Below are 25,065 nucleotides of genomic sequence, written 5' to 3' on the forward strand. Positions count from 1 at the left end.
TCCTTTTTCTATTTATGACGTCCGTTCATTGAGCATACGGCTTTGTCCGCTGTTCTTTCTTTTAAAACGTTGTTTCAGGCTTGCTTCAATTTCTTCTAAGCTTTTCCCTTTGGTTTCAGGAACCATGTAAAGGGCGAAGAAAAATGAGAGAAGACAAATGACTGAGAAAATCATAAAGACCCATGCGATGCCCATCACGCTGAGCATGAGCGGGAAGACGAGCGACACGATCAGGTTGGCTGCGGATAGCACCAAAGTGGTGAATCCTGTCGCTGCTCCGCGCGCTTTGGACGGGAAGAGCTCAGGCATGAGCACCCAAACCACCGGCCCCCATGTCGCCTGGTAGAATACGATATAAACTCCGAGAAATACGACGGTGAGCCAAGCTGTTGATGTAGAGAGCCCCAGCATCAGGAGCACAGCCGATAGTGCGGCCAAGCTCAGCGTAATGCCGACACTTCCCCAGATCAGAAGCTTTTTGCGGCCGACACGGTCAATTAAGATCATGGCGGTGATACACATGATGACGTTGAGGACACCGATTCCCATTGTGCCGAGTGCAGAAGCTGACGTACCAAGGCCAGCCTTTGTAAAAATGGTTGGCGCATAATATATCACCGTGTTAATGCCGACAGCCTGCTGGAATATAGCAAGACCGACCCCAATCAAAAGCATGGGACGAATCCATTTGGCTTTTAACACGCCGAGTGTTGTTTCTTTTTTCTCTGCTTCCCCTTGTTTCATATCTGCCAGTTCACGTTCAATATCTTCTTGATCATGAGTGATTTTCATGATTCGTTTCGCTTCATCTTCACGTCCGCGCTTCACGAGCCATCTTGGTGATTCAGGCATAAATGCGATCCCGATTAATAAAAGCACGGCAGGCACCGCAGCCAGCCCCACCATCCAGCGCCACGCTTCAAACGGTGTGAATAGATAGTTTACGATATATGCAAGTAAAATACCGCTGACAATCATTAAATTGTTCATCGTGCCGAGTGTTCCGCGGATTTTTGTCGGTGCCATTTCGGAAAGATATACAGGCACCAGCGCCGTTGAACCGCCTACGGCCAGGCCGAGAATGACCCGAGACGCGATCAGCATGGTAATGGTTTGAGAAAATGCACAAGCAAGCGCCCCGACGATAAAAATGATGGATAAAACAAATACGACTTTTCTCCTGCCCCAGCGATCGGAGCACGTGCCGCTTAAAGCGGAACCGAAAATCGCGCCGAGGAGCAGCATGCTGACAACCAATCCTTCTGTCAGTGTTGTTAAAGGGATATCATTGTTGATAAACAGCAGCGCTCCCGAGATAACGCCCGTATCATAACCGTAAAGCAGCCCCCCTAAAGCGCCGAAAAAGTAGATCATATATTTCCTTGTGTTTGTCTTCACAAATGTTCCTCCTCAGTCTTTGAGCCAATGAGTATGTACTATGTAACAAAGTTAATAGATTAGTACCCTTCTCCTAATCAATTTGAAACATTTGTTTGAAAAAAGATTGATTTCACAAAAGGAAATTCAAAGCCAAAACGAGGGGTATTGGCGGTTTTTACGCAAGTTATTGATCACGAGAGCGATGATCACGATGATGGCAGACCCAATGAAAACGGGAAACAGTAAATAACTCTAAGCATACGCCCCTTGAATGACCACAATGGGATCTGCGCCGGCAGGAGGGTGAGTGGTTTTGGTCAGCATCATGAAAAAGATGGCAAGCCCTGTCCCCAATGCAAAAATCCAGGGATGAGCTCCGAATATATGAAGGACAGCCAGTCCTGTAAGTGCAGAGATAAAATGCCCGCCAATCACATTTCTCGGCTGTGATAAAGGTGCATTCCAAGCGCTGAATACCAGCACGCAGCTCGCTCCAAAAGGGGCCATTAACCATGGGCTTGATGTATAAGAGGTCAATACTGCAAGCGCCAGAATGGTGATGAATCCTCCTAAAAAGCCTGTGACGGCGTCCTTTCCATTTACCTGTAAAGGTGTTTTTCCTTTTCCTTGCATTTTCAAAAAGAAGTTGTTTTCCAAATTTATCCCTCCCAGTATGTATAGGATAATAGCTATAAACTAACCTGTCAATTTTATTTTTAATGGTTAGTTTCAACTTCGATAAAAAAACCGTTCTCTGGGGAACGGTTTTTTACTCATTATTGATTTTTTTTATGATGGCGTGAGACTTTTTGTCTGTTGCCGCATATCTTCATGGAGCACCATTTTCGCCTTCCTGTTTTATCAAGAAAAAGCAAAATGCACTTTTCGTTTGCGCACCGTTTCAGCTGTTGGATTTCTTTTGTATGAATCAGCCATAAGGCATCGTAAGCGATAAGTGATAAAATAGAATCATCTGGTTTTCCATTCGGAATGCGGGCAAGTTTGTCATCTAAGATTTGATAAGAAAAAGGAGCGGCGGCGATTTGATCTTGCAGGAAAGCGATAAAAGCTAGAGAAGGTTTACTGCCTTCGGCGATACTCTCAAAATGTTTTCTCAGCTCAGCGCGGAATTGATGAATCCGTTGCAATTGTTCTTGGACTTGCTGCAGCGTAAAAGACCTGAGAAAAGGAGCAGTTTCTCCCATTATTTCAAACCATGCCATCAGATCTTTTTCTGACTGGATGAGATCGTGCCGTTTATCATAGCTTATGATTTCAGTATTAACGAGATCGAGAGAAAGGTTTTGTGTGATAAGAGGGAATTGAGCATTTGCCATTGTAATCATTCCTTTCAAAATCATTGTAAGCGCCAAAACCTTTTTCACGCAAGGATATGAGTAAAAGGAGGCTTTTTCCCATTTTATCTGTCAGGCAGTCTGCTGATCATTAGGGATGGTGCTCCTCCCATTACCGGAAACAGCCGTTTCTGTACCTGCATTTCAAAAAACATCATAAAAAACCTTACTCGCCCGGAGTAAGGTTCTGATTAAGACATTTTTATTCTTCACCCTCGTTGACGAAAACCAAGGCGGAGAATCCTTTTTTCTTATCAAATTGCAATTCAACGACGGTAACGTCTGGATTGAAGTTGTGGTATTCCTCTAAGAACTGAATAATGCCTTCTGAAATGTCATCTGACTCAAGCTGCTTGTGATGCAGGCCATATTTGGCTTCAGCGAAGAATCCTGTACGCTTGTTGTAAGACAGCTCTTTTACTTCAACGTCCTCAGGGTAAATCTCTTCACCATTAGAAATATACACACAAATCCCGTCTACAATTTCTTGCTCATTTAATACTAACTTCATTACCTAAAAGCTCCTTCTGTACGTCTTCGGTGTTTTAAATGCGCGAATCAGTGCAATGACAATGATTAAAATAATGATCAAAGCGATGACATCAACGATCCAGGCAATGGGTGAAGCGCCATAAGAAACATAGCCTGGGCCTCCGACTGGATGATAGGTGTAACCCCAAGGGTGCATCATGCTGATCATGAACATGCTCATTGTGAATCCGCTATAGTAGCCAAACCATCCTGATGGCGAGAATCCTGCATTGTAATAATGATTCACTGAAACATAACGTCCGCCAACATAAGCTTTAGATGTTTTTCCGCTGTATGTCTTTCCGCTTACTTTTGATGTGGCGCCGGAAAACGTGCCTGACGATTTTTTAGAGCTTGATGAGCTTGTCTTTTCGGAAGATTTCTTTTTCAGCGAAATCGATGATGATGAATCATCAGACGTTTTGGACTTTTTGCTTGAAGAGCTTGATCCTGAACTGTAGCTTGATTTCGGGCTGGATTTATAGCTTCCGCTGTATGACGAGCTTGAACTTCGGCTGCTGTGACTGGATGATGAGCGGCCGCTAAAACTTTTTGCATGAGAAATGGCTGATGGCAGCAGTACACCTAAAGCAACGGTTACTGCAACTAAGGCTTTAACATATTTCAGTTTCATTCTGTTTCCTCCATAGACCGCCGAAACGGCCCGTTATTTCTGGTTTGAATCATATCAATCTTTCATATCATGTTTAGCTTTTTCAATCACTTTCTTTCTGAGATAAACTACCTTTATTTTATCGGATTCATGCCTCTTTTTGTAAGTGTTGCATCAAAATCAAACCAATTTATGGGCAAAAAAACAGCCTTCTCCATGGAGAAGGCTGTTTTTTTCTTATGCGAACAGCTTATCAATAAACGAAATATCCTCTTGAGAAAGCGTTACATCGGCTGTTTTGATGTTATCAATCAGCTGATCGGCACGTTTTGCTCCAGGGATTAAAATATCAATTTCCGGTCTTGCCAAATACCAAGCCAATACGATGTGAGGGATGTCCACGTTGTGCTTTTCAGCAATCGGCGCCAGTTTGTTGACCTTTCTGATATTTTCTTTGAAACGCTCGCCTTTGAAGTGTTCCTGTTCGTTTCGCAGGTCTCCTTCAGGGAACGTCGTATCTTCCGTATATTTTCCGGCCAGTAATCCTGATACAAGCGGGAAGTAAGGGATGAATGAAATATTGTGTTCCTTCGTATACGGGAAGAAGGTTGTTTCCGCTTCACGGTTTAACAGGTTGTATTCACCTTGGAGCACATCGACCAAACCGTCTCTGTTGGCTTCCTTCAGCTGTTCCAGAGAGAAATTGGAGACACCGATGGAACGGATTTTTCCGGCTTGCTTCATTTCATTCAGTGCGTTAACCGCTTCATCCTTCGGCGTATGTTCATCCGGAAAGTGAATGTAGAACAGATCGATATAATCGGTATTCAAACGTTTCAGGCTTTCATCAACTGATTTTTTCAGAAACTCAGGCGAATTATCAAAAACAAAGTCATTTCCTTCTTTTCTGTGCGCGGCTTTTGTGGCGATGACGACATCTTCGCGATTGAACTCGCGCAGCACTTCACCAATTAGCTCTTCCGAACGGCCGATGCCATAAATATAAGCGGTGTCTAACATGGTCACGCCATTACGAATGGCCTCGCGAACCAATTCTTTTCCGGTTTCTTCATTCAGATTCGGGTAGAGGTTATGTCCTCCTACAGCATTTGTTCCTAATCCGATAGGGAATACCTGCAAGTCTGATTTTCCGAGCGTTGCTTTTTTCATGATCTACCTCCTGGAATAAAATTGATGAAAGACTCTCAACACTATTGTAAACGTTAGGCCAGATGAATGCCGATTTGGTGCTCATGGCAGTACTGCGTGTACTCGTCATCTAACGGCTGAGATGTCACAATACAGTGCAGTCTGTCAAAGGGCGCATAGGTCAGCAGCGTTGATTTTCCGAATTTTGAATGGTCGGCCAATAAATACACTTCTTTCGCTTTTTCAGAAATCCTCTTTTTAATGTCATACTCGAGCAGATCCGAATTGGTCAGTCCGTGTGTCAGTGTTGTTCCGGTTGCAGACATAAAGGCTTTATTGATATTGTACTTCTCCAAAGTGCCCGGATCATCCATGCCGACAAAGGAGCGTGTTTTTCTTTTATAATTGTTTCCGATAATGATTAGGTTGATATTCTTCATAGCCGATGCCGCATTGATAATGTCCAAGCTGTTGGTTAAAATGGTGACATTTTTGTTCGGATCAAGCGTATCGAGAATCGACTTGGTTGTTGTTCCTGAGTCAATGAAGATTAAGTCATGGTCTTCAATAAACCGGGAAGCATAATGGGCAATTTTTGTTTTCTCATCTTGGTGCTGGATGGTGCGATTCTCAAAAGGAACAAGTGCGGTTTTCTCAATTGATGTTACGCCGCCGTATACTTTTTCGATCGCACCTTTTTCCGTCAGCTTGTTGATATCGCGTCTGACTGTGTTTTTTGAGACATTGAAAACCTGGCACAGCTCATCTAAGGAAACAGTGCCATGCGATAAAATGTACTCCTCCATTTCCTGTATCCGCATCAGTTTCATACAAAAAACTCCTTCTTGAATCTTAAAGTAATGTAAATATATAATAAAAACCAAAAGTTAATCAATAGTTGCTTAAAAAATGATAACATTGGTATGTATCTTTTGCAAGATTCGCCGGACTTCCAGGCGGTCTCTTGCATTACTGAAAGATTAGTATAATAAAAATAATGAAAAAATTTAGTGTTTGTGATTGACTTATGGGTATTATACGATTAGAATATAACCAAGAAATGACCAAGAAGTAACCTGTTGTGTGTGATTTCAGTGATGATATGGTTGCTTACAAAAAGTGTATCTAACCATTGATTTTTTTTGTTTTTTTGAAAGCGTTTAATTGTAATCTTATGAATCTATCCTGAACCATCCATACAAGTGTATGTGTTTACTAATGAAGGAGGCAATAAGAATGGCAGAAATCAGAAAATTAAAAAACTATATCAACGGTGAATGGGTTGAAAGCAAAACGGATCAATATGAAGACGTTATCAATCCGGCTACGAAAGAAGTGCTGTGCCAAGTGCCGATTTCTACAAAAGAAGATATTGATTACGCGGCTCAAACAGCGGGTGAGGCATTTAAAACATGGTCGAAAGTGGCGGTTCCGCGCCGTGCGAGAATTCTATTTAACTTCCAGCAGCTGCTGTCTCAGCATAAAGAAGAACTTGCTCATCTGATTACCATCGAAAACGGCAAAAACACAAAAGAAGCTCTGGGAGAAGTGGGACGCGGGATTGAAAACGTTGAGTTCGCAGCCGGCGCGCCTTCTCTGATGATGGGTGACTCACTTGCTTCTATTGCGACGGATGTGGAAGCGGCCAACTACCGCTACCCAATTGGAGTTGTCGGCGGAATCGCACCATTTAACTTCCCGATGATGGTTCCTTGCTGGATGTTCCCAATGGCCATTGCACTCGGCAACACATTTATTTTAAAGCCGTCTGAGCGTACGCCGCTGTTAACGGAGAAATTGGTTGAGCTTTTTGAAAAAGCGGGCCTTCCAAAAGGTGTTTTCAACGTCGTATACGGTGCGCATGACGTTGTGAATGGCATCCTCGAGCATCCTGAAATTAAAGCGATTTCATTCGTAGGCTCAAAGCCGGTCGGTGAATACGTCTACAAAAAAGGAAGCGAAAACTTAAAACGTGTTCAATCTCTGACAGGCGCGAAAAACCACACGATTGTCCTGAATGACGCGAATCTCGAAGACACGATCACAAACATCATCGGAGCAGCCTTCGGTTCAGCCGGAGAACGCTGCATGGCTTGTGCGGTTGTGACAGTTGAAGAAGGTATCGCTGATGAATTCATGGCGAAGCTTCAAGAAAAAGCCGCTGAGATTAAAATCGGAAACGGCCTTGATGACGGCGTATTCTTGGGACCGGTTATTCGTGAGGACAACAAGAAACGCACGCTCAGCTACATTGAAAAAGGGCTGGAAGAAGGCGCGAGACTCGTTTGTGACGGACGTGAAAATGTGTCTGACGACGGCTACTTTGTCGGCCCGACAATCTTCGATAATGTCACAACAGAGATGACGATCTGGAAAGACGAAATCTTTGCTCCTGTCCTATCCGTCATTCGTGTGAAAAACCTGAAAGAAGCCATTGAGATTGCCAACAAGTCTGAATTTGCGAATGGCGCCTGCCTGTTCACATCCAATTCGAATGCCATCCGCTACTTCCGTGAAAATATTGACGCTGGAATGCTCGGCATCAACCTGGGTGTGCCGGCACCGATGGCGTTCTTTCCATTCTCCGGCTGGAAGTCTTCATTCTTCGGAACGCTGCACGCGAACGGTAAGGACAGCGTTGACTTCTACACGCGTAAAAAAGTAGTGACAGCAAGATACCCGGCACCTGATTTCAACTAAACGACGAACAGCCGAACGGCGTGTCTCTGCGCTGTTCGGACTCATTCTTACCATAGAAAGAGGAGGGCTTAACCATGAGTCATTTGTTGCGTAAGCCGCAGTCGAATGAAGTATCAAAAGGCGTCAAACTTGTGCATGAAGTAACGAAATCAAACTCAGATCTTACCTATGTAGAGTTTAAAGTGTTAGAACTCGCATCCGGTTCAAGCTATACAGAAGAATTGAAAAAACAAGAAATCTGCATTGTGGCAGTGACGGGAAAAATCACAGTGACGGATCATGAATCTACGTTTGAACATATCGGTACGCGTGAAAGCGTATTTGAGAGAAAACCGACAGACAGCGTCTATATCTCCAATGACCTTGCCTTTGAGATTACGGCAGAGAGTGATGCGAGAGTGGCGCTTTGCTATTCGCCATCAGAGAAACAGCTTCCGACAAAGCTGATCAAGGCGGAAGACAACGGGATTGAACATCGCGGAAAGTTTTCCAACAAACGGACCGTTCACAACATTCTTCCGGATTCAGATCCTTCCGCTAACAGCCTCTTAGTGGTTGAAGTTTATACAGACAGCGGAAACTGGTCCAGCTACCCGCCTCATAAACACGATCAAGACAACCTGCCGGAGGAGTCCTTCTTGGAAGAAACCTACTACCATGAATTAGATCCGGGCCAAGGCTTTGTATTTCAGCGCGTTTACACAGATGACCGCTCCATTGACGAGACAATGACTGTAGAAAATGAAAACGTTGTCATCGTTCCTGCGGGATATCACCCGGTAGGTGTGCCGGACGGATATACGTCCTACTATTTAAATGTCATGGCAGGACCGACACGAAAATGGAAGTTTCATAATGATCCGGCTCATGAGTGGATTTTAGAACGCTAACAAGTGAGGAGTGGCTGTTTACGATGAAGTATACATTCAACGAAGAGAAGGACTTTGATATTGTTGCCATCGGCCGGGCGTGTATTGATTTGAACGCGGTTGAATACAATCGCCCAATGGAAGAAACGATGACATTTTCGAAATACGTTGGCGGCTCGCCTGCGAATATCGCGATCGGCAGCTCAAAGCTCGGCTTAAAAGCGGGCTTTATCGGCAAAATTCCAGATGACCAGCATGGCAGATTCATAGAGTCCTATATGAGAAAAACCGGCGTAGACACAACGCAAATGGTCGTTGATAAGGAAGGGCATAAAGCCGGTCTCGCATTTACTGAAATTCTGAGTCCGGAAGAATGCAGCATCTTAATGTACCGCGATGACGTGGCCGATCTTTATCTTGAGCCTTCAGAGGTAAGCGAGGACTACATTGCAAATGCGAAAATGCTGCTCGTTTCCGGGACAGCGCTCGCTAAAAGCCCGTCACGGGAAGCGGTGTTAAAAGCCGTTCAATATGCGAAAAATCACCAGGTAAAAGTCGTGTTCGAACTGGATTATCGCCCATATACATGGCAGTCAGCCGATGAAACAGCTGTTTACTATTCTTTGGTCGCTGAGCAGTCCGATATTGTCATCGGAACACGGGATGAATTCGATGTCATGGAAAACCGCACAGGCGGCAGCAATGAAGAGTCTGTCGATTATTTATTTGACCATTCAGCCGACCTCGTCGTCATCAAGCATGGCGTAGAAGGCTCGTACGCATACAGCAAATCCGGCGAAGTCTTCCGCGCCCAAGCGTACAAGACAAAAGTGCTGAAAACCTTCGGAGCCGGTGACTCATATGCTTCGGCCTTTATCTACGGACTTGTCAGCGGCAAAGACATTGAAACGGCATTGAAGTACGGAAGCGCCTCAGCCTCCATTGTTGTCAGCAAGCATAGCTCATCGGAAGCCATGCCGACGGCGGATGAAATCGCTCAGCTTATTGAAGCACAGTCATAATTGAAAAAGATCGAGTAAAGGTGGGATCGTTTGTGGGTAAGAAAATTCGCTTAACAACAGCACAAGCGCTGATTAAATTCTTAAACCAGCAGTACATCCATGTTGATGGCAAGGAAGAGCCTTTCGTAGAAGGGATTTTCACGATTTTCGGTCACGGAAATGTTTTAGGGATTGGGCAGGCGCTTGAGCAGGATGCTGGCCATTTAAAAGTGTACCAAGGGAAAAATGAACAGGGAATGGCGCATGCCGCAATGGCGTACAGCAAGCAAATGCTGAGAAGAAAAATTTACGCGGTCTCAACATCTGTCGGACCGGGAGCGGCCAACTTAGTGGCGGCAGCCGGCACTGCATTGGCAAATAATATTCCTGTTCTCTTCATTCCGGCAGATACATTTGCGACAAGACAGCCCGACCCTGTACTGCAGCAAATGGAGCAAGAGTACAGTGCGGCGGTTACAACAAACGATGCATTGAAGCCTGTATCGAGATACTGGGATCGCGTTACACGCCCTGAGCAGCTGATGAGCAGCTTGCTTCGCGCTTTTGAAGTCATGACTGATCCGGCAAAAGCGGGTCCGGCGACCATTTGCATTTCTCAGGATGTGGAAGGCGAAGCGTACGATTTCGATGAAAGTTTCTTCGTCAAACGGGTTCACTATATTGATCGCATGCAGCCGAGCGAGCGTGAACTTCAAGGTGCGGCGGAGCTGATTAAAGCCAGCAAAAACCCTGTGATCCTCGTAGGCGGAGGCGCGAAATATTCCGGTGCGCGCGATGAATTAATCGCCATTTCTGAGGCCTATGACATTCCGCTGGTTGAAACACAGGCAGGCAAATCGACAGTGGAAGCTGATTTTCCGAACAACTTGGGCGGAATGGGCATCACAGGAACACTCGCGGCAAATAAGGCGTCCCGCCAGGCTGATTTGATTATCGGTATCGGTACAAGATATACGGATTTTGCGACATCCTCTAAGACTGCTTTTGATTTTGATAAAGCAAAGTTTCTGAACATCAATGTCAGCCGAATGCAGGCGTATAAACTCGATGCGTTCCAAGTGGTAGCGGATGCGAAAGTGACGCTTGGCAAACTGCGCGGCCTGCTTGAAGGCTATAAGAGTGAATTTGGCTCAACGATTCAAGAGCTGAAGGACGAATGGCTCGCTGAACGCGACCGCCTCAGCAAAGTGACATTTAAGCGGGAAGAATTTGATCCGGAAATCAAACATCATTTCTCTCAAGAGATTCTAAACGAGTACGCTGACGCGTTGAATACCGAGCTTCCGCAAACAACGGCATTGCTGACGATTAACGAGACCATTCCTGAAGACAGTGTGATTATCTGTTCGGCAGGCTCTCTTCCGGGAGATTTGCAGCGTTTGTGGCACTCCAATGTCCCGAATACGTATCACCTGGAGTACGGATATTCCTGCATGGGCTATGAAGTGTCCGGCACACTGGGGCTTAAATTGGCTCACCCAGACAGAGAAGTGTATACGATTGTCGGAGACGGCAGCTTCCTGATGCTTCATTCCGAACTGATCACAGCGATTCAGTATAACAAGAAGATCAATGTGCTGCTTTTTGACAACTCAGGATTCGGATGTATCAACAACCTGCAAATGGACCACGGAAGCGGCAGCTACTACTGTGAGTTCCGCACAGATGACAACCAAATCTTGAATGTCGATTACGCGAAAGTCGCTGAGGGTTATGGCGCGAAAACGTACCGTGCTAACACAGTAGAAGAGTTAAAAGCGGCGTTAGAGGATGCGAAGAAACAAGACGTATCAACGTTGATTGAAATGAAAGTGCTGCCAAAAACAATGACTGACGGCTATGACAGCTGGTGGCATGTCGGAGTGGCTGAAGTATCTGAACAAGAAAGCGTTCAAAAAGCATATGAAGCAAAAGAGAAAATGCTTGAATCTGCAAAGCAGTATTAGAGGGGAGGCATCATGATGGGCAAACATGAAATCCTGTGGGGGATCGCTCCCATTGGGTGGCGGAATGATGATATGCCTGAAATCGGAGCGGGAAATACACTTCAGCATTTGTTAAGTGATATAGTTGTCGCGCGTTTTCAAGGTACGGAAGTCGGGGGCTTTTTCCCCGAGCCTTCCATTCTTAATAAAGAGCTTAAGCTTCGGAATTTACGCATTGCGGGAAAATGGTTCAGCAGTTTTATTTTGCGTGACGGACTTGGTGAAGCGGCGAAGGCATTTACCCTGCATTGTGAGTATTTGCAGCAAGTCAATGCGGATGTCGCAGTTGTCTCTGAACAAACCTACAGCGTGCAAAGTCTGGAGAAAAACGTGTTCACAGAGAAACCGCATTTTACTGATGAGGAATGGGAACGGCTTTGTGAAGGATTAAATCATTTTGGGAAAATTGCCGATCAGCATGGCTTAAAGCTGGTATATCATCACCATCTCGGCACCGGCGTCCAAACAGCGGCTGAAGTGGACCGCCTGATGGAGGGAACAGACCCTGCACATGTGCACCTCCTCTACGATACGGGTCATGCGTATATTTCTGACGGCAACTACATGGGCATGCTGAAAAAGCATATCGATCGCATTAAACATGTCCATTTTAAAGATGCCCGGCTGAATGTCATGGAAAAATGCAAACTCGAAGGGAAATCGTTTCAGCAAGCGTTTTTACAAGGCATGTTTACGGTTCCCGGTGACGGCTGCATTGATTTTAGAGACGTATATCAGCTGCTGTTAAAACACAATTATTCCGGATGGATTGTCATTGAAGCTGAACAGGACCCGGATGTCGCAAACCCGCTTGAGTATGCATTGATCGCGAGAAACTATATTGATGAGCAGTTGCTGGATCTGGCGTAATGGGGACTGGATATATGAGCAATACCAATGCAGATTCGGCCTTCAATAAACGGACAATCGCGGCAGCATTGGCTAACTATATTGATGCCGGTTCGATTGTGGCTGGATCTGCTGGTTTATCGTTATGGGTCAGTTATCTAAAGCTATCTGATACACAAATCGGGCTGCTCGGCGCGCTAAGCGCAAATGCAATTTCTGCCGCTGTCGGCGCCCTGCTTGGCGGGTATCTGGCTGATAAAGTCGGGCGGAAGGCTGTTTATACCAATAGCATGCTGGTTTATGCATTAGGGATTTGTTTGGTTCTGTTTGGGGTTAATTTCCCCATGTTGTTAAGCGGTTACATGATTATCGGTTTATCAGTGGGAGCTGACATTACTGCATCATGGACCATTATTGCAGAAAATGCGCCAAAGAAAAATCGAGCCCGCCATTGCGGCGTGGCACAAGTCGCCTGGGCCGCGGGCGCTGTCGTTGTGCTGCTTCTCTCCGTACTGGTCGGTGATTTAGGCCTCTTGGGGAATAAAATCGTATTTGCCCATCTGCTTGTCATTGCGCTGATTACGTACATCCTGAGAATCAGGCTTCCGGAGTCAGATGCGTGGCAGCAGAAAAACCAGCCCGCAGACATACAAACAGAGAAGCCGGCCGTACTGAACAAAACATCGTATTTTGATTTGCTCAAGCCAATGTATCTAAAAAGCATACTGTTTTTGATGGGTGTGTACTTGGTTTGGAATTTAGCCGCCGGTGTGATGGGCTTCTTTATGCCATACATTTATCAGCAGGTCGGCGGTGTATCTGCCAACATGGCAAACCTTTTGCAAATGGGACTGTTTATCTTCACAGGGTTGGGGGTCGCTTTCATCTTCATGCCCTTTGCCGACAAATATAGAAAAACCGTATTTGGAATCGCCGCTTTTATGGCGGTGATCGGATGGACGCTGTTTCTGATGCCGGTTCAAGGCATGCCTATTCTGCTCCTGTTTATTGTCGTGATCGGCATCAATAACGGAGCCGGGCAGCAAGCCAACTATCAGTTATGGGCCAGTGAAATCTTTCCTACGCAATATCGTGCTTCCGCACAAGGACTAATGTTTTTCCTCGTACGTATTTCAATAGGGATTTGGAGTCTGTTTGTCCCAATGATTATAACCAATTTCGGCATTGGAACGATGGCTGCAATTCTCCTCGGATGTGTGACGGCCAGTATGATCATCGGGCTTCTCTTCGCGCCGAATACGTCTGGCAAGTCGCTTGAACAAATTCAAGAGGAACTCTACGGATCTCCTCAGAGCCAAGTAAAGCAAGGAACAGAAAGCAAAATGATGTAAACAACAGAAGGAGTGGCTGTCAATGAGTTTACGTATTGGCGTAATTGGAACTGGAGCAATCGGAAAAGAACATATTAACCGCATCACAAACAAACTGTCCGGCGCAGAAATTGTAGCTGTAACGGATGTGAATCAAGAAGCCGCACAGAATGTCGTCGAGCACTACCAATTAAACGCAGCAGTATATCCTGATGATGACAGCCTTCTGGCAGATGAAAATGTAGACGCTGTCCTAGTGACAAGCTGGGGGCCTGCGCATGAATCGAGTGTGCTGAAAGCCATTAAAGCCCAGAAATATGTGTTCTGTGAAAAGCCGCTTGCGACAACTGCTGAAGGATGCATGCGCATCGTCGAAGAGGAAATGAAAACGGGGAAACGCCTCGTTCAAGTCGGCTTTATGCGCCGTTATGACAGCGGTTACGTACAGCTGAAAGAGGCGCTCGACAACAATGTCATCGGCGAGCCGCTCATGATTCACTGCGCGCACCGCAACCCGACTGTGGGAGACAACTACACAACGGATATGGCCGTAGTCGACACGCTTGTTCATGAAATTGATGTGCTGCACTGGCTCGTCAATGATGACTACGAGTCCGTTCAAGTCATCTATCCGAAAAAATCAAAAAATGCCCTGCCGCACTTAAAAGATCCGCAAATCGTAGTCATTGAAACAAAAGGCGGTATCGTCATCAATGCTGAAATCTATGTGAACTGTAAATACGGCTATGACATTCAATGTGAAATCGTCGGAGAAGACGGCATCATCAAGCTTCCTGAACCATCAAGCATCAGCATGAGAAAAGAAGGCAAATTCAGCACAAATATTCTGATGGATTGGCAGAGACGCTTTGTGGATGCGTACGATGTGGAAATCCAAGACTTCATTGATTCGATCCAGAAAAAAGGCGAAGTCAGCGGGCCGACGGCTTGGGACGGCTATATTGCTGCCGTTACGACTGACGCGTGTGTAAAGGCCCAGGAATCTGGACAAAAAGAAAAGGTTGATTTGAAGGAAAAACCGGAATTCTATCAATCCTTTACAACAGTGGAAAACTAGGAATATGGAGGAGTGAAAAAAATGAAATTAGCATTGGATCCATCGATGTATCGAGATGATTTAACGTTGGAGGAAATGGTCTATAAAACGGCGGAGCTTGGCTATGAATATATTGAACTTTCCCCGCGCGAGGATTTTTGTCCATTCTATAAATATCCTAAAGTCGATTCAGCAAAGATCAAACAATTAAAGCGGCTTTTAAGGGATACAGGTGTTAAGCTTTCATCACTCCTTCCGCTTTACCATTGGGCGGGTCCTGAAGAAGACCGCCGCCAGGCTGCGGTGCGCAACTGGAAAAGGGCAATCGAAATTGCGGTTGAACTTGAAGTGGATTTGATGAACAGTGAATTCAGCGGTTCAAAATATGATCCTTTAACAAGCGAAGAAAAATTTATCAAATCCATGGATGAACTTCTGCCAGTCTTTGAAAAAGAAGGCATTAAACTCAATCTTCAAGCCCATCCGTACGATTTTATCGAAACGCACAAAGGTGCGATGGATATGATCCGCGCGCTCGACAAGGACTGGATCAACCTTGTCTACTCGACTGCGCATACGTTCTTCTACGATGACGGAAAAGGCGATATCGCGACAATGTTTGACGAAGCCGGAGACCGTCTCACACATGTTTTATTTGCAGATACCTTTAATCATAAAGCGGCTCACGGCCTGCGCTACATCGTCAATCCGCCTGACGCGAAAGTAACGGTTCACCAGCATTTGGACATTGGTCAAGGTGAGGTTGATTTTGATACGATTTTCAGAAAGCTGAGAGAGATGAAGTTCGACGGAATTGCGACGAATGCCGTGTTTGCTTGGGTCGACGAAAGAGCGGATGAATCAAGCCGATTTATGCTTAAAAAAATGAAAGAAGAATTAGGTCTGGCATAAGCTGAGCATGGAGTTCGGCGGGATATGGCGAACAGCCTTCCTGCCGAACTCCCTTCATATCTAAAACGCAGATGGGGGAGTCTGACATGAAACTGTGTTTCAATGAAGCAACAACATTGGAAAACTCAAATCTTAAACAGGATTTAGAGCTATGTGAAAAGCATGGCTATGATTATATTGAAATCCGCACAATGGATAAGCTGCCCGAGTACTTAAAAGACCATTCATTGGCCGATCTTGCGGAATACTTTCAAACCCATCACATTAAACCGCTTGCCTTAAACGCACTCGTTTTCTTCAATAACCGTGATGAAAAGGGCTATCAGGAGGTCATTGCTGAATTTAAGGGCATGATGGAAACCTGCAAAACCCTCGGTGTGAAATATGTGGTGGCCGTTCCGCTTGTGACGGAGCAGAAAATCTTAAAAGAAGAGATCAAAAAGAGCTGTGTAGAGGTGCTGACTGAGCTTTCTGATATCGCCGAACCGTACGGCGTAAAAATCGCCCTTGAGTTTGTCGGCCATCCGCAATGTACAGTCAATACATTTGAACAGGCGTATGACATCATCAATACTGTCAGCCGCGACAATGTCGGGCTTGTCTTTGACAGCTTCCATTTCCATGCGATGGGATCCAATATTGAAAGCTTAAAGCAGGCGGACGGGAAGAAAATCTTTATTTATCATATTGACGATACGGAAGATTTCCCAATCGGCTTTTTAACGGATGAAGATCGCCTATGGCCCGGCCAAGGGGCGATTGACTTGGATGCCCACTTATCAGCCCTCAAGGAAATCGGCTTCTCTGATGTGGTATCCGTTGAGCTGTTCCGGCCTGAATACTATAAGCTAAGTGCTGAGGAAGCCATTCAAACAGCGAAAAAAACAACGGTTGATGTCGTATCGAAATACTTCAACATGTAACGGATAAAGGAGGGGTGAACATGGCTTTTGTATCGATGAAAGAGCTTCTTGAAGATGCAAAGCGGGAGCAATATGCGATTGGCCAGTTTAATATCAACGGCCTGCAGTGGACGAAGGCGATTTTGCAAGCGGCGCAAAAGGAGCAATCACCAGTCATCGCCGCGGCTTCCGATCGCCTTGTCGACTATTTAGGCGGATTTAAAACGATTGCCGCCATGGTCGGCGCGTTAATGGAGGAAATGGCGATTACCGTTCCCGTGGTGCTTCATCTTGATCACGGAAGCAGTGCGGAACGCTGCAGACAGGCCATTGATGCCGGATTCAGCTCAGTGATGATTGACGGCTCTCATCAGCCGATTGACGAGAATATCGCGATGACAAAAGAAGTCACCGATTATGCCGCAAAGCACGGCGTGTCAGTAGAAGCCGAAGTCGGCACGGTCGGAGGAATGGAAGACGGGCTGGTCGGCGGGGTCCGCTATGCCGATATCACGGAATGTGAGCGGATCGTCAAAGAAACCAATATCGACGCGCTAGCCGCTGCCCTCGGCTCTGTACACGGCAAATATCAGGGTGAGCCGAATCTCGGATTTAAGGAAATGGAGGCTATCTCCCGCATGACTGATATTCCCCTCGTTCTTCACGGGGCATCCGGGATTCCGCGGGATCAGATCAAAAAAGCCATCACGCTCGGCCACGCGAAGGTCAATATCAATACGGAATGTATGGTAGCCTGGACAAACGAAACACGCCGCATGTTTCAGGAAAACAGCGATCTGTACGAACCGCGCGGCTATATGACACCCGGCATTGGAGCCGTGGAAGAGACAGTGCGAAGCAAAATGAGAGAGTTCGGATCAGCCGGTAAAGCAGCTAAGCAGCAGGTCGGCTGAAGAGACCTGAAACCGCCGAGATGGCGGTTTTTTTGTGCGGTGTTGCGTCCGTACCCCCGAAACGATTATGATGATGGCAGCAGTGTAAGAAACGGGAGTGGTTCAGTTTGAATAAAATCATGATTGTAGAAGACAGTGAAGACATTCGCGGACTATTGCAGAATTATCTTGAAAAATACGGATACCAAACCGTGGTCACCGCGGATTTCACTGCTGTTCTTGATGTTTTTTTGCGGGAAAAGCCCGATGTGGTGCTGCTTGATATCAACCTGCCGTCCTATGACGGCTATTATTGGTGCCGCCAGATCCGCCAGCACTCCACAAGTCCGATCATTTTCATTTCAGCCAGAAGCGGGGAAATGGATCAGGTGATGGCGATTGAAAACGGCGGAGACGATTATATCGAAAAACCGTTTTCTTATGATATTGTGCTGGCAAAAATCAAAAGCCAGATCCGCAGGGCATACGGAGAGTACGCCGCAAAACAGGGGGAGAAAGTGGTTGAATATGCCGGCGTGCAGCTCTTTGTGGAACGGTTTGAACTGCGCTTTCATGACGAAAAAAGCGAGCTTTCTAAAAAAGAAAGTAAGCTTTTGGAAGTGCTGCTGGAGCGGGGAGAAAAGGTGACGGGAAGAGACCGGCTCATGGAAAAAACGTGGGACACCGACATTTTCGTCGATGATAATACACTTAACGTGTATATCACGCGGCTCAGAAAAAAACTGCGGGAGCTGAATGCGCCTGTTTCGATTGAATCGGTGCGGGGCGAAGGCTACCAGCTGAGGGCGCTGTCATGAAGCTGTTTCTCCGGTCTCATGCAGTGCTGATTCTGCTTTTTCTCCTTCAAGGGCTGTTTGTCTTCTTTTATTACTGGTTTGCGGGTCTTCATTCTTTTTCTCACTTGTTTTACATATTGGGCGTGCAGCTTCTTATTTTGGCGGGTTATCTTGCCTATCGCTGGTACAAAGACCGCGGCGTGTATCATTGGCTCAGTTCAGGACAGGAAGGGACGGACATCCCGTATCTCGGTTCTTCAGTGTTTTGTTCAGAGCTGTATGAAAAGCAGATGGAGCTGATCCGGCTGCAGCACCAGAAGCTCCATGAGACCGAAGCCAAGCTTGACGCGCGCGTGACGTATATGAATCAATGGGTGCACCAAGTAAAGACGCCGCTGTCGGTCATTAATTTAATCATTCAGGAAGAGGATGAGCCCGTTTTTGAACAAATCAAAAAAGAAGTCCGGCAGATTGAATTCGGGCTGGAGACGCTTCTTTATTCTTCAAGGCTCGACCTGTTTGAACGGGATTTTAAAATCGAAGCGGTTTCCCTGTCCGAGCTTCTCCAATCAGTCATTCAAAGCTATAAACGATTTTTTATTCAATACCGCGTTTATCCGAAAATGAACATTTGCGATGATCATAAGATTTACACCGATGCAAAATGGCTCAAATTTGCGATCGGCCAAGTGGTCACAAATGCGGTCAAGTATTCAGCGGGCAAGAGTGACAGACTTGAGCTGAATGTCTCCCGCGATGAAGACAGGACGGTGCTTGAAGTCAAAGATTACGGTGTCGGCATTCCTTCCCAAGACATCAAGCGGGTGTTTGACCCTTATTATACCGGTGAAAACGGACGGCGTTTCCAAGAATCTACGGGAATCGGCCTCCATCTCGTCAAAGAAATTACGGACAAGCTCAATCATACGGTGGTCATCAGCTCGTCTCCCGGTAAAGGGACATCGGTTCGATTTTCATTTCTTACAAAAATGTAAGGCTTCGTTAAGAAAACAACATAGCCCGTTTTGTTTCCCCTTGATAACATGGATTTACGTCAAGGGGATTTTTATGTTAAATGCCCCGGCACTACATGAAAGCAGCCCAGACCAACAAGAATAAAACCATAAGGAGGATTTTCATGGCGAATATGCTTGAAGTCAAACATATAAATAAAACCTATAAAGGACAAGTGTCCTATCAAGCCTTAAAGCAAATTTCATTTTCTATAGAAGAAGGTGGGTTCACGGCGGTGATGGGACCGTCCGGCTCCGGAAAAACAACCCTTTTGAATATCATTTCAACGATCGACCGTCCGGATTCAGGCGATATCCTGATTCACGGAGAAAACCCGCACCGGCTGAAGCGGACAAAGCTCGCTCATTTCCGCCGCAAGCAGCTCGGATTTGTGTTTCAGGATTTCAACCTTCTGGACACGCTGACGATCGGTGAAAATATTATGCTGCCGTTAACGCTTGAAAAAGAAGCGCCGTCTGTAATGGAAGAAAAACTGCAAGGCATCGCGGCAAAGCTCGGAATCGAAGACCTGCTCAACAAACGGACGTTTGAAGTGTCCGGAGGCCAGCGCCAGCGGGCCGCCATCGCAAGAGCGGTCATTCATAAGCCGTCACTCATCCTGGCCGATGAACCGACGGGAAACCTTGATTCCAAAGCGTCAAAAGACGTCATGGAAACGATGCAGAGCCTGAATCAGGATGATCATGTCACGGCTTTGATGGTGACCCACGATCCTGTTGCGGCAAGCTACTGCCGCCGCGTCATCTTTATAAAAGACGGCGAACTGTTTAATGAGATTTACCGCGGGGAAAACCGCCAAGTATTTTATGAACAAATTCTTGATGTGCTGTCTATGCTGGGGGGAAACGCAAATGACCTTTCTTCAGTTCGCTTATAAAAACGTCACGAGAAACAAAAGGGCCTATCTTGCATTCTTTTTAAGCAGCGCCTTTTCCGTTTTGATTTTCTTTACCTTTGCGATGTTCCTGTTTCATCCGGCATTAAAGGAAGGCTACCTGAATAGCATCGCCAAAAAAGGCTTAACCGCTGCGGAATGGATGATCTTTGTTTTTTCTTTCTTATTTGTTCTGTATTCGGTTAATGCATTTTTGAAATCGAGAAATAAAGAATTCGGCATCCTGCTCATGCAGGGCATCACGCCGGGGCAGCTGAGAAAGCTCATTACTGCGGAAAATATGATCATCGGCGTCATGTCAATTGCAGCCGGCATTATCGGAGGATTCATTTTTTCAAAGACGTTCTTTACGGTCGGCGCTTATATTTTAGAAATGGACGCGCTGCCTTTGTATATGCCTTGGAAAGCGCTCGGTATTACGGCTGGCGGATTTCTGCTCTTATTTTTCCTTTTATCGCAGTTTACGATCCTTTTTGTCAGATCAAATACGGTTATCAAATTAATAAAGGGCACTGACAAGATTAAGCCGGAGCCAAAGCCGTCCGTGCTACTGTCCTTATTCGGCATCGCCTGTCTGTGCGGCGGGTACGGCATGGTCCTTAAAGGCAATGTCCACGGGACCGAACCGTTTATCATTTTACTGCTCACCGTTATCGGAACGTATTTCTTTTTCAGCCAAAGCAGCATCTGGATTCTGCGCGCGCTGAAGAAGTGGAAAACCTTTTATCTGCGCGGGAAAAATATCATTTGGGTTTCTGACCTTGTCTATCGTTTAAAAGACAACGCCCGCCTGTTCTTTATTGTCAGCATGATTTCCGCGGTTGCGTTTACGGCTACGGGCGTGCTCGTGATGTACAAATCGACCGTCGGGGCGGAAGAGTCCGCTTATGAGATGGAGTATATATCTTACAGCGGCAATCCAAAAGAACAGACGCATTTGAAAAAAATTGACCATGAACTGAAAACACACGGCTTTACGTATAAGAAAGACGAAATAGATGTTTCTTATGTTCGCTATCAGGAAGGAGAAACTGTTCCCCCTGTTTACATGATCAGCGAATCGGATGTATCAAAATACTTCCATGTCAAGCTGAACGGCCTGAAAAATGGTGAGGCTGTCTTTTTCCCGGGCACGTATGACCGCAATTTCAAAAACGAAGCGCCGGATCAGCTGAAGCTGCTGAACCAAAAAGGCAAGCCGTCTGACCAAAAACTGTCGGTAAAAGAAGTCAAAAAACCGCTGATTTCATTAAATGCCATCATCGCGGTGAACGATAAAACCTTTGATCAGCTCAAATCACTCGGTGATAAAGCGACATTATACGGCTACAGGTATGATCATTGGAAAGACAGTCTTGGGTTCAGCCAATCCTTGAAAAATGAGATTTACGGCAATTATATCGACGTGCATTCTGATTTTATGGCAAAAGCCGGGACTTACTATGATACGGTGCAGCTGCCGAGCTTAAGTTTATTCATCGGCCTGTTTATCGCGATCGTCTTCTTTATCGCGGCAGCAAGTTTCTTATATTTCAGGCTGTTCACCGATTTAGAAGAAGATCGGGAGCGTTACCGTTCGCTGGCCAAAATCGGTTTGAGTGAGCGTGAGATGTCACAAAGCGTGACGATACAATTGGCGATTCTCTTTTTCTTTCCATTTGTCATTGCTGTCATGCATACGCTGTTTGCCTTGAGAACATTGGCCGTGGATGGCTATTCCGTTGTAGCGGGACCGCTCAGTCTCACCATCGGAGGGTTTTTCCTTTTTCAGCTTCTGTTCTTCCTCGCGGTGCGGTCAAGCTATTTGAAAAAAATGAACAAGTAAGGGGAGTGCAAAGATGAAAAAAGCAATGGCAATCCTGGCCGTCTTGGCGGCTGCTGCCGTAGTATGCGGGCTTCTCTTTTTTCATAACGATGTTACAGACAGATTTAATCCGTTTATTCACCAGCAAGATGTCTATGTGCAGATTGATCGAGATGGCAAACATCTTAGCCCAGGCGGTACTGAGTATACATTAGACGGATATCATGCATCCGGAAAAAAAGAAGAAGTGACCTTTTTCGCCGGTAAAGACCTTCGGAAGAACGCGTATTTGAAGGTGAAGGCAAAAGGAAAGTATGTCGAGACTTGGGAAGAAGTCAGGTTTGAAGATATGCCGCACTCCGTACAGTCAGCATTAAAGTGAATCATAAAAAACGGCACAGTGTCATAACTGTGCCATTTTCTTTATTTTTTATTTTCTTCGGCCCGTTTGATCAGCATGTCGGTGATGATATCCACCTGTTTGCTGACAGAAATCGGATCGTACGGGTAGAACGTGTCAAAGTCATTGATAAACACGCGATTATGTTTCACAGCGTCTAGGTTTTTCCAAATGGAGGAGTCCTCCAGCTTGTCGAGTGTTTTGCTTTCGCCTTTCGGATTGTAGTCCGTAATGAACATATAATCTGCGGCATACTCAGGAATGACCTCTTGAGAGAGCTGTTTCATCTCGCCTTTTTTGATGACATCTTGTTCAATTTTTTCAGGCGCTTTTAACCCAAGCGCATTGTATACAGCTTGGCCGCCGCGTCCGCCATTGTCATTGAAGACCCAGAATTCGCCCTTGTCCGTGTTTTCATAAATGCCGAAGGTCGCATCTTTGTCGATGACGCCGGCTATTTTCTTTTTGGCTGCTTCCGCTTTTTTGTTAAAGTCAGCCATAAATGCTTTTGCTTTATCCTTGGCACCCGCAATATCTCCGAACATTGCAACGGTATCTTCGACGTTTTTCGCGGTGTTATAAGGAACGACAACGGTTGGAGCGATTTTCTTTAATTTATCGACATTCTCTTCATTCATGACAACAATTAAGTCAGGCTGAAGCTCCATGACTTTCTCAACGCTGATCGGATCACCGACATCCTTTACATCTTTCAGCTTTGATTTTAAAAATGGATTATCAAATGACCATGAGCCCGAGCCGACCACATTTGCCCCGACAGACAGCAATTCACCGGCATAAAAATCAGTGACGATGCGTTTCGGATGTGCAGGAATGTTGACGTTCCCTTTTGTTGATTTGTATGTTCTCATTTCTGTCTTTTCGGAAGCTGAATCACCTGAGCTTCCTTTCGAAGCCGTGCCGCTGCAAGCACTGACAAACATGAGGAGCAGCACCAGCATGCCCACGAGCAATGTGTTCTTTTTCATCAAGAACCCTCCAATATGTATTTTGATCCATTAGTAATGATTATCATTATCAATTAATAATATAGCAAGAAACCTGTGCCCCGTCTATCACTATTTTAATAGGAGAAAGTTTTTGTTATACAAGTGACGCGGTATTCTTAATCGATTATTATAGGTAAATAGGAGGAGGAAAATATGGAAATCACAAAAAGAGGTGCCGCATGGGAATGGCTTCATAGCTGGTGGATGCTGTTTATTTTCATGCCTTTTGCCATTACCAGTTTTTTTGCCTTTTTATTTATTGGCATCAAGGTTAGAAATAAAAAGTGGATCATGTACGGAATCATTTATTTTTTCGTATTTGCGTTTGCTTTCGTGCTGCCTGATCCGCCCGGATTGCTTATTGTGCTCCCGTTGTGGGCTGTGACGATTATTCACGGTTTTAAAGTGCGTCCGCTGTATCTGATTCAGCTGGATGTCTACAAAGACAATGTGGAGGCACGGGCCTTTGCTGAGGCAAGAAGTGAGGCCGAGAGCAGATTTCATGCGCCGAAACAGTCTATTCAAGATATACATATTCGCAAAGAACGGTAAGAAAAAAGCTCAACACTAAACATTGTGTTGAGCTTTTTATATGCTACTGCTGATAGGTATGCTGCTGGAATGGTGTGTTTTGGCCGAATGGAAGTGTAGACACATTCGTATTCATCACGCTTGATTGTCCAGTGATTTCTTGTTGCATTTGGTTGCACATGTTGACAACCTGCCGGCACTTTTGAATGGCCATGTCGTGTCCGTGCAGCGCTTGCTGAATGGTATGTGCAGCTTGTTGTTCGTGGTTTAGAATCTGTTGCAGCATTTGAATGTTTTGCTGCTCCTGATGAAGCATTTGACGATATTGGTTGCTGCTTTGCTGTGTTTGCTGAATAAGCTGCTGAGCTGTCTGGCGGCACTGGTTCAGCTGCTGCAGGCTGTGTTGCGTATTGTGCATAAATGACCCCTCCGTATGTTCAATTGACATTTGTCGGTATTATCATGCGACCCTAACCAAAAGAAATTCTGCAAAAGGGGAACTACAATTATTTTCCTTACCCCCTCTATCTTTGAATGAAATCGGCAAAGATTGTATACTTGTAAAAACCCTTTTTATGTAAATGTCCCGCTCACACATAAGAATAGCGGAAAACGAAACTCCGAAATCTGGAGAATCGTATTCCGCTTTTTTCTTTTCTTGCTTCAGAAACCGCCTTCGCCCGCAGTAAATGGGATGTTTAATCTGTTTTCTACGGCGCGGAGGCGCTGATTGAGACGGTTTAAGCGGCGTGTATGGCGTTCAACAGTCTGGCTTAGCTGATTGACCTGATCGGCCAATCTTGCAATTTCCCGGTTTTGACGGCGATCCTCATTCGACAGACGGGTTAATTCTCTTGTCTGCTGTTCGTTTTGCCGTTCAAGAGCAGCGACTCTTCTTTCCAATGCCGGCTGTCTGTCCGTCTGGTATGGCTGGTATACATCCTGCTGCGGATATGGATTGTATTCATATTGGTTATAGTAGGGTTCCTGCTGAGGGAGCTGCGGGCTGTAATATTGATAAGGGTTCATGTAATCAATCTCCTTA

At 45.6% G+C, this 25,065-nt stretch carries 25 protein-coding genes and 1 pseudogene; 16 read left to right on the forward strand and 10 right to left on the reverse strand.

All coding sequences use genetic code 11. The features are described from left to right. Positions 1-12: 12 nt before the first annotated feature. The 7 genes and pseudogenes from ACQVGS_RS00830 to iolR all read right to left on the reverse strand — a co-directional run bounded on the left by ACQVGS_RS00830 (position 13) and on the right by iolR (position 5,858). Positions 13-1,398, reverse strand: coding sequence for a sugar porter family MFS transporter (locus tag ACQVGS_RS00830; protein ID WP_487446046.1), 1,386 nt, complete (start codon positions 1,396-1,398; stop codon positions 13-15). Between the two features lie 126 nt (positions 1,399-1,524). Further along, positions 1,525-2,013, reverse strand: a pseudogene (locus ACQVGS_RS00835) (HPP family protein). Between the two features lie 143 nt (positions 2,014-2,156). After that, positions 2,157-2,717, reverse strand: a complete 561-nt coding sequence (locus ACQVGS_RS00840; RefSeq protein ID WP_106022022.1) for a CGNR zinc finger domain-containing protein — start codon at positions 2,715-2,717, stop codon at positions 2,157-2,159. 220 nt (positions 2,718-2,937) lie between these two features. After that, complete coding sequence (locus tag ACQVGS_RS00845) at positions 2,938-3,246, reverse strand: DUF2653 family protein (RefSeq protein ID WP_106021861.1); 309 nt, start codon at positions 3,244-3,246, stop codon at positions 2,938-2,940. 3 nt (positions 3,247-3,249) lie between these two features. Next, positions 3,250-3,900, reverse strand: a complete 651-nt coding sequence (locus ACQVGS_RS00850; protein WP_106021862.1) for a hypothetical protein — start codon at positions 3,898-3,900, stop codon at positions 3,250-3,252. Positions 3,901-4,116: 216 nt separating this feature from the next. Then, positions 4,117-5,049: an aldo/keto reductase gene (locus ACQVGS_RS00855; RefSeq protein ID WP_024123451.1), complete on the reverse strand. Its 933-nt coding sequence runs from the start codon at positions 5,047-5,049 to the stop codon at positions 4,117-4,119. 53 nt (positions 5,050-5,102) lie between these two features. Beyond that, positions 5,103-5,858: a myo-inositol utilization transcriptional regulator IolR gene (gene iolR, locus ACQVGS_RS00860; protein ID WP_024123450.1), complete on the reverse strand. Its 756-nt coding sequence runs from the start codon at positions 5,856-5,858 to the stop codon at positions 5,103-5,105. 406 nt (positions 5,859-6,264) lie between these two features. Between iolR and iolA the strand changes: the two genes are divergently transcribed. The 15 genes from iolA to ACQVGS_RS00935 all read left to right on the forward strand — a co-directional run bounded on the left by iolA (position 6,265) and on the right by ACQVGS_RS00935 (position 22,461). Beyond that, the gene (iolA, locus tag ACQVGS_RS00865; protein WP_105954570.1) at positions 6,265-7,728 is read left to right on the forward strand and encodes a methylmalonate-semialdehyde dehydrogenase; all 1,464 of its coding nucleotides are present in this window, start codon (positions 6,265-6,267) and stop codon (positions 7,726-7,728) included. 74 nt (positions 7,729-7,802) lie between these two features. Then, positions 7,803-8,618 (forward strand): 5-deoxy-glucuronate isomerase, encoded by an 816-nt coding sequence (iolB, locus tag ACQVGS_RS00870; protein WP_127696287.1) that lies wholly within the window; start codon positions 7,803-7,805, stop codon positions 8,616-8,618. A gap of 23 nt (positions 8,619-8,641) precedes the next feature. After that, on the forward strand, positions 8,642-9,619 hold the full coding sequence (iolC, locus tag ACQVGS_RS00875) for a 5-dehydro-2-deoxygluconokinase (protein WP_106019839.1): 978 nt from the start codon (positions 8,642-8,644) through the stop codon (positions 9,617-9,619). Between the two features lie 32 nt (positions 9,620-9,651). Beyond that, positions 9,652-11,565, forward strand: coding sequence for a 3D-(3,5/4)-trihydroxycyclohexane-1,2-dione acylhydrolase (decyclizing) (gene iolD / locus ACQVGS_RS00880; protein ID WP_106019838.1), 1,914 nt, complete (start codon positions 9,652-9,654; stop codon positions 11,563-11,565). 15 nt (positions 11,566-11,580) lie between these two features. Continuing rightward, the gene (gene iolE / locus ACQVGS_RS00885) at positions 11,581-12,474 is read left to right on the forward strand and encodes a myo-inosose-2 dehydratase (RefSeq protein WP_106019837.1); all 894 of its coding nucleotides are present in this window, start codon (positions 11,581-11,583) and stop codon (positions 12,472-12,474) included. A gap of 14 nt (positions 12,475-12,488) precedes the next feature. Continuing rightward, positions 12,489-13,805, forward strand: coding sequence for a myo-inositol transporter IolF (gene iolF, locus ACQVGS_RS00890; RefSeq protein WP_106021864.1), 1,317 nt, complete (start codon positions 12,489-12,491; stop codon positions 13,803-13,805). A gap of 22 nt (positions 13,806-13,827) precedes the next feature. Then, positions 13,828-14,862, forward strand: coding sequence for a bifunctional inositol 2-dehydrogenase/D-chiro-inositol 1-dehydrogenase (gene iolG, locus ACQVGS_RS00895; RefSeq protein ID WP_103672023.1), 1,035 nt, complete (start codon positions 13,828-13,830; stop codon positions 14,860-14,862). 21 nt (positions 14,863-14,883) lie between these two features. Next, positions 14,884-15,753, forward strand: coding sequence for a sugar phosphate isomerase/epimerase family protein (locus ACQVGS_RS00900; RefSeq protein WP_059335278.1), 870 nt, complete (start codon positions 14,884-14,886; stop codon positions 15,751-15,753). 86 nt (positions 15,754-15,839) lie between these two features. Further along, positions 15,840-16,676, forward strand: coding sequence for a 2-keto-myo-inositol isomerase (gene iolI / locus ACQVGS_RS00905; RefSeq protein WP_106019835.1), 837 nt, complete (start codon positions 15,840-15,842; stop codon positions 16,674-16,676). Between the two features lie 20 nt (positions 16,677-16,696). Then, entirely contained in the window at positions 16,697-17,569 is an 873-nt protein-coding gene (gene iolJ, locus ACQVGS_RS00910) for a 6-phospho-5-dehydro-2-deoxy-D-gluconate aldolase (RefSeq protein WP_106019834.1), read from the forward strand. Between the two features lie 107 nt (positions 17,570-17,676). Beyond that, a complete protein-coding gene (yxdJ, locus tag ACQVGS_RS00915; RefSeq protein ID WP_106019833.1) occupies positions 17,677-18,366 on the forward strand; it encodes a two-component system response regulator YxdJ in 690 nt (229 codons plus the stop codon). Continuing rightward, positions 18,363-19,340, forward strand: coding sequence for a two-component system sensor histidine kinase YxdK (gene yxdK, locus ACQVGS_RS00920; protein WP_487446044.1), 978 nt, complete (start codon positions 18,363-18,365; stop codon positions 19,338-19,340). Before yxdJ ends, yxdK begins: the two co-directional genes overlap by 4 nt. Before the next feature lie 143 nt (positions 19,341-19,483). Continuing rightward, positions 19,484-20,257 (forward strand): ABC transporter ATP-binding protein YxdL, encoded by a 774-nt coding sequence (gene yxdL, locus ACQVGS_RS00925; protein WP_106019832.1) that lies wholly within the window; start codon positions 19,484-19,486, stop codon positions 20,255-20,257. After that, entirely contained in the window at positions 20,232-22,100 is a 1,869-nt protein-coding gene (gene yxdM / locus ACQVGS_RS00930; protein ID WP_487446043.1) for an ABC transporter permease YxdM, read from the forward strand. Before yxdL ends, yxdM begins: the two co-directional genes overlap by 26 nt. A 13-nt stretch (positions 22,101-22,113) precedes the next feature. Further along, on the forward strand, positions 22,114-22,461 hold the full coding sequence (locus ACQVGS_RS00935) for a YxeA family protein (RefSeq protein WP_101859698.1): 348 nt from the start codon (positions 22,114-22,116) through the stop codon (positions 22,459-22,461). A gap of 41 nt (positions 22,462-22,502) precedes the next feature. On the opposite strand, the gene ACQVGS_RS00940 is transcribed toward ACQVGS_RS00935, so the two are convergent. Beyond that, positions 22,503-23,468 (reverse strand): iron-hydroxamate ABC transporter substrate-binding protein, encoded by a 966-nt coding sequence (locus ACQVGS_RS00940; RefSeq protein WP_103672017.1) that lies wholly within the window; start codon positions 23,466-23,468, stop codon positions 22,503-22,505. Between the two features lie 174 nt (positions 23,469-23,642). Here ACQVGS_RS00940 and ACQVGS_RS00945 point away from each other — a divergent pair, with 174 nt between their 5' ends. Next, a complete protein-coding gene (locus ACQVGS_RS00945; protein ID WP_024123433.1) occupies positions 23,643-24,041 on the forward strand; it encodes a hypothetical protein in 399 nt (132 codons plus the stop codon). A 43-nt stretch (positions 24,042-24,084) separates the two neighbouring features. Here the strand turns inward: ACQVGS_RS00945 and ACQVGS_RS00950 are convergent, their stop codons facing one another. Together ACQVGS_RS00950 and cotNE are read right to left on the reverse strand one after the other, a co-directional pair. Next, positions 24,085-24,438, reverse strand: coding sequence for a hypothetical protein (locus tag ACQVGS_RS00950; protein WP_487446042.1), 354 nt, complete (start codon positions 24,436-24,438; stop codon positions 24,085-24,087). 245 nt (positions 24,439-24,683) lie between these two features. Further along, positions 24,684-25,049 carry an inner spore coat protein CotNE gene (gene cotNE, locus ACQVGS_RS00955; RefSeq protein WP_106019828.1) on the reverse strand — a complete coding sequence of 122 codons (366 nt, stop codon included), beginning with the start codon at positions 25,047-25,049 and terminating at the stop codon, positions 24,684-24,686. Positions 25,050-25,065: the final 16 nt, after the last annotated feature.

Source organism: Bacillus sp. SD127, from assembly GCF_058566445.1.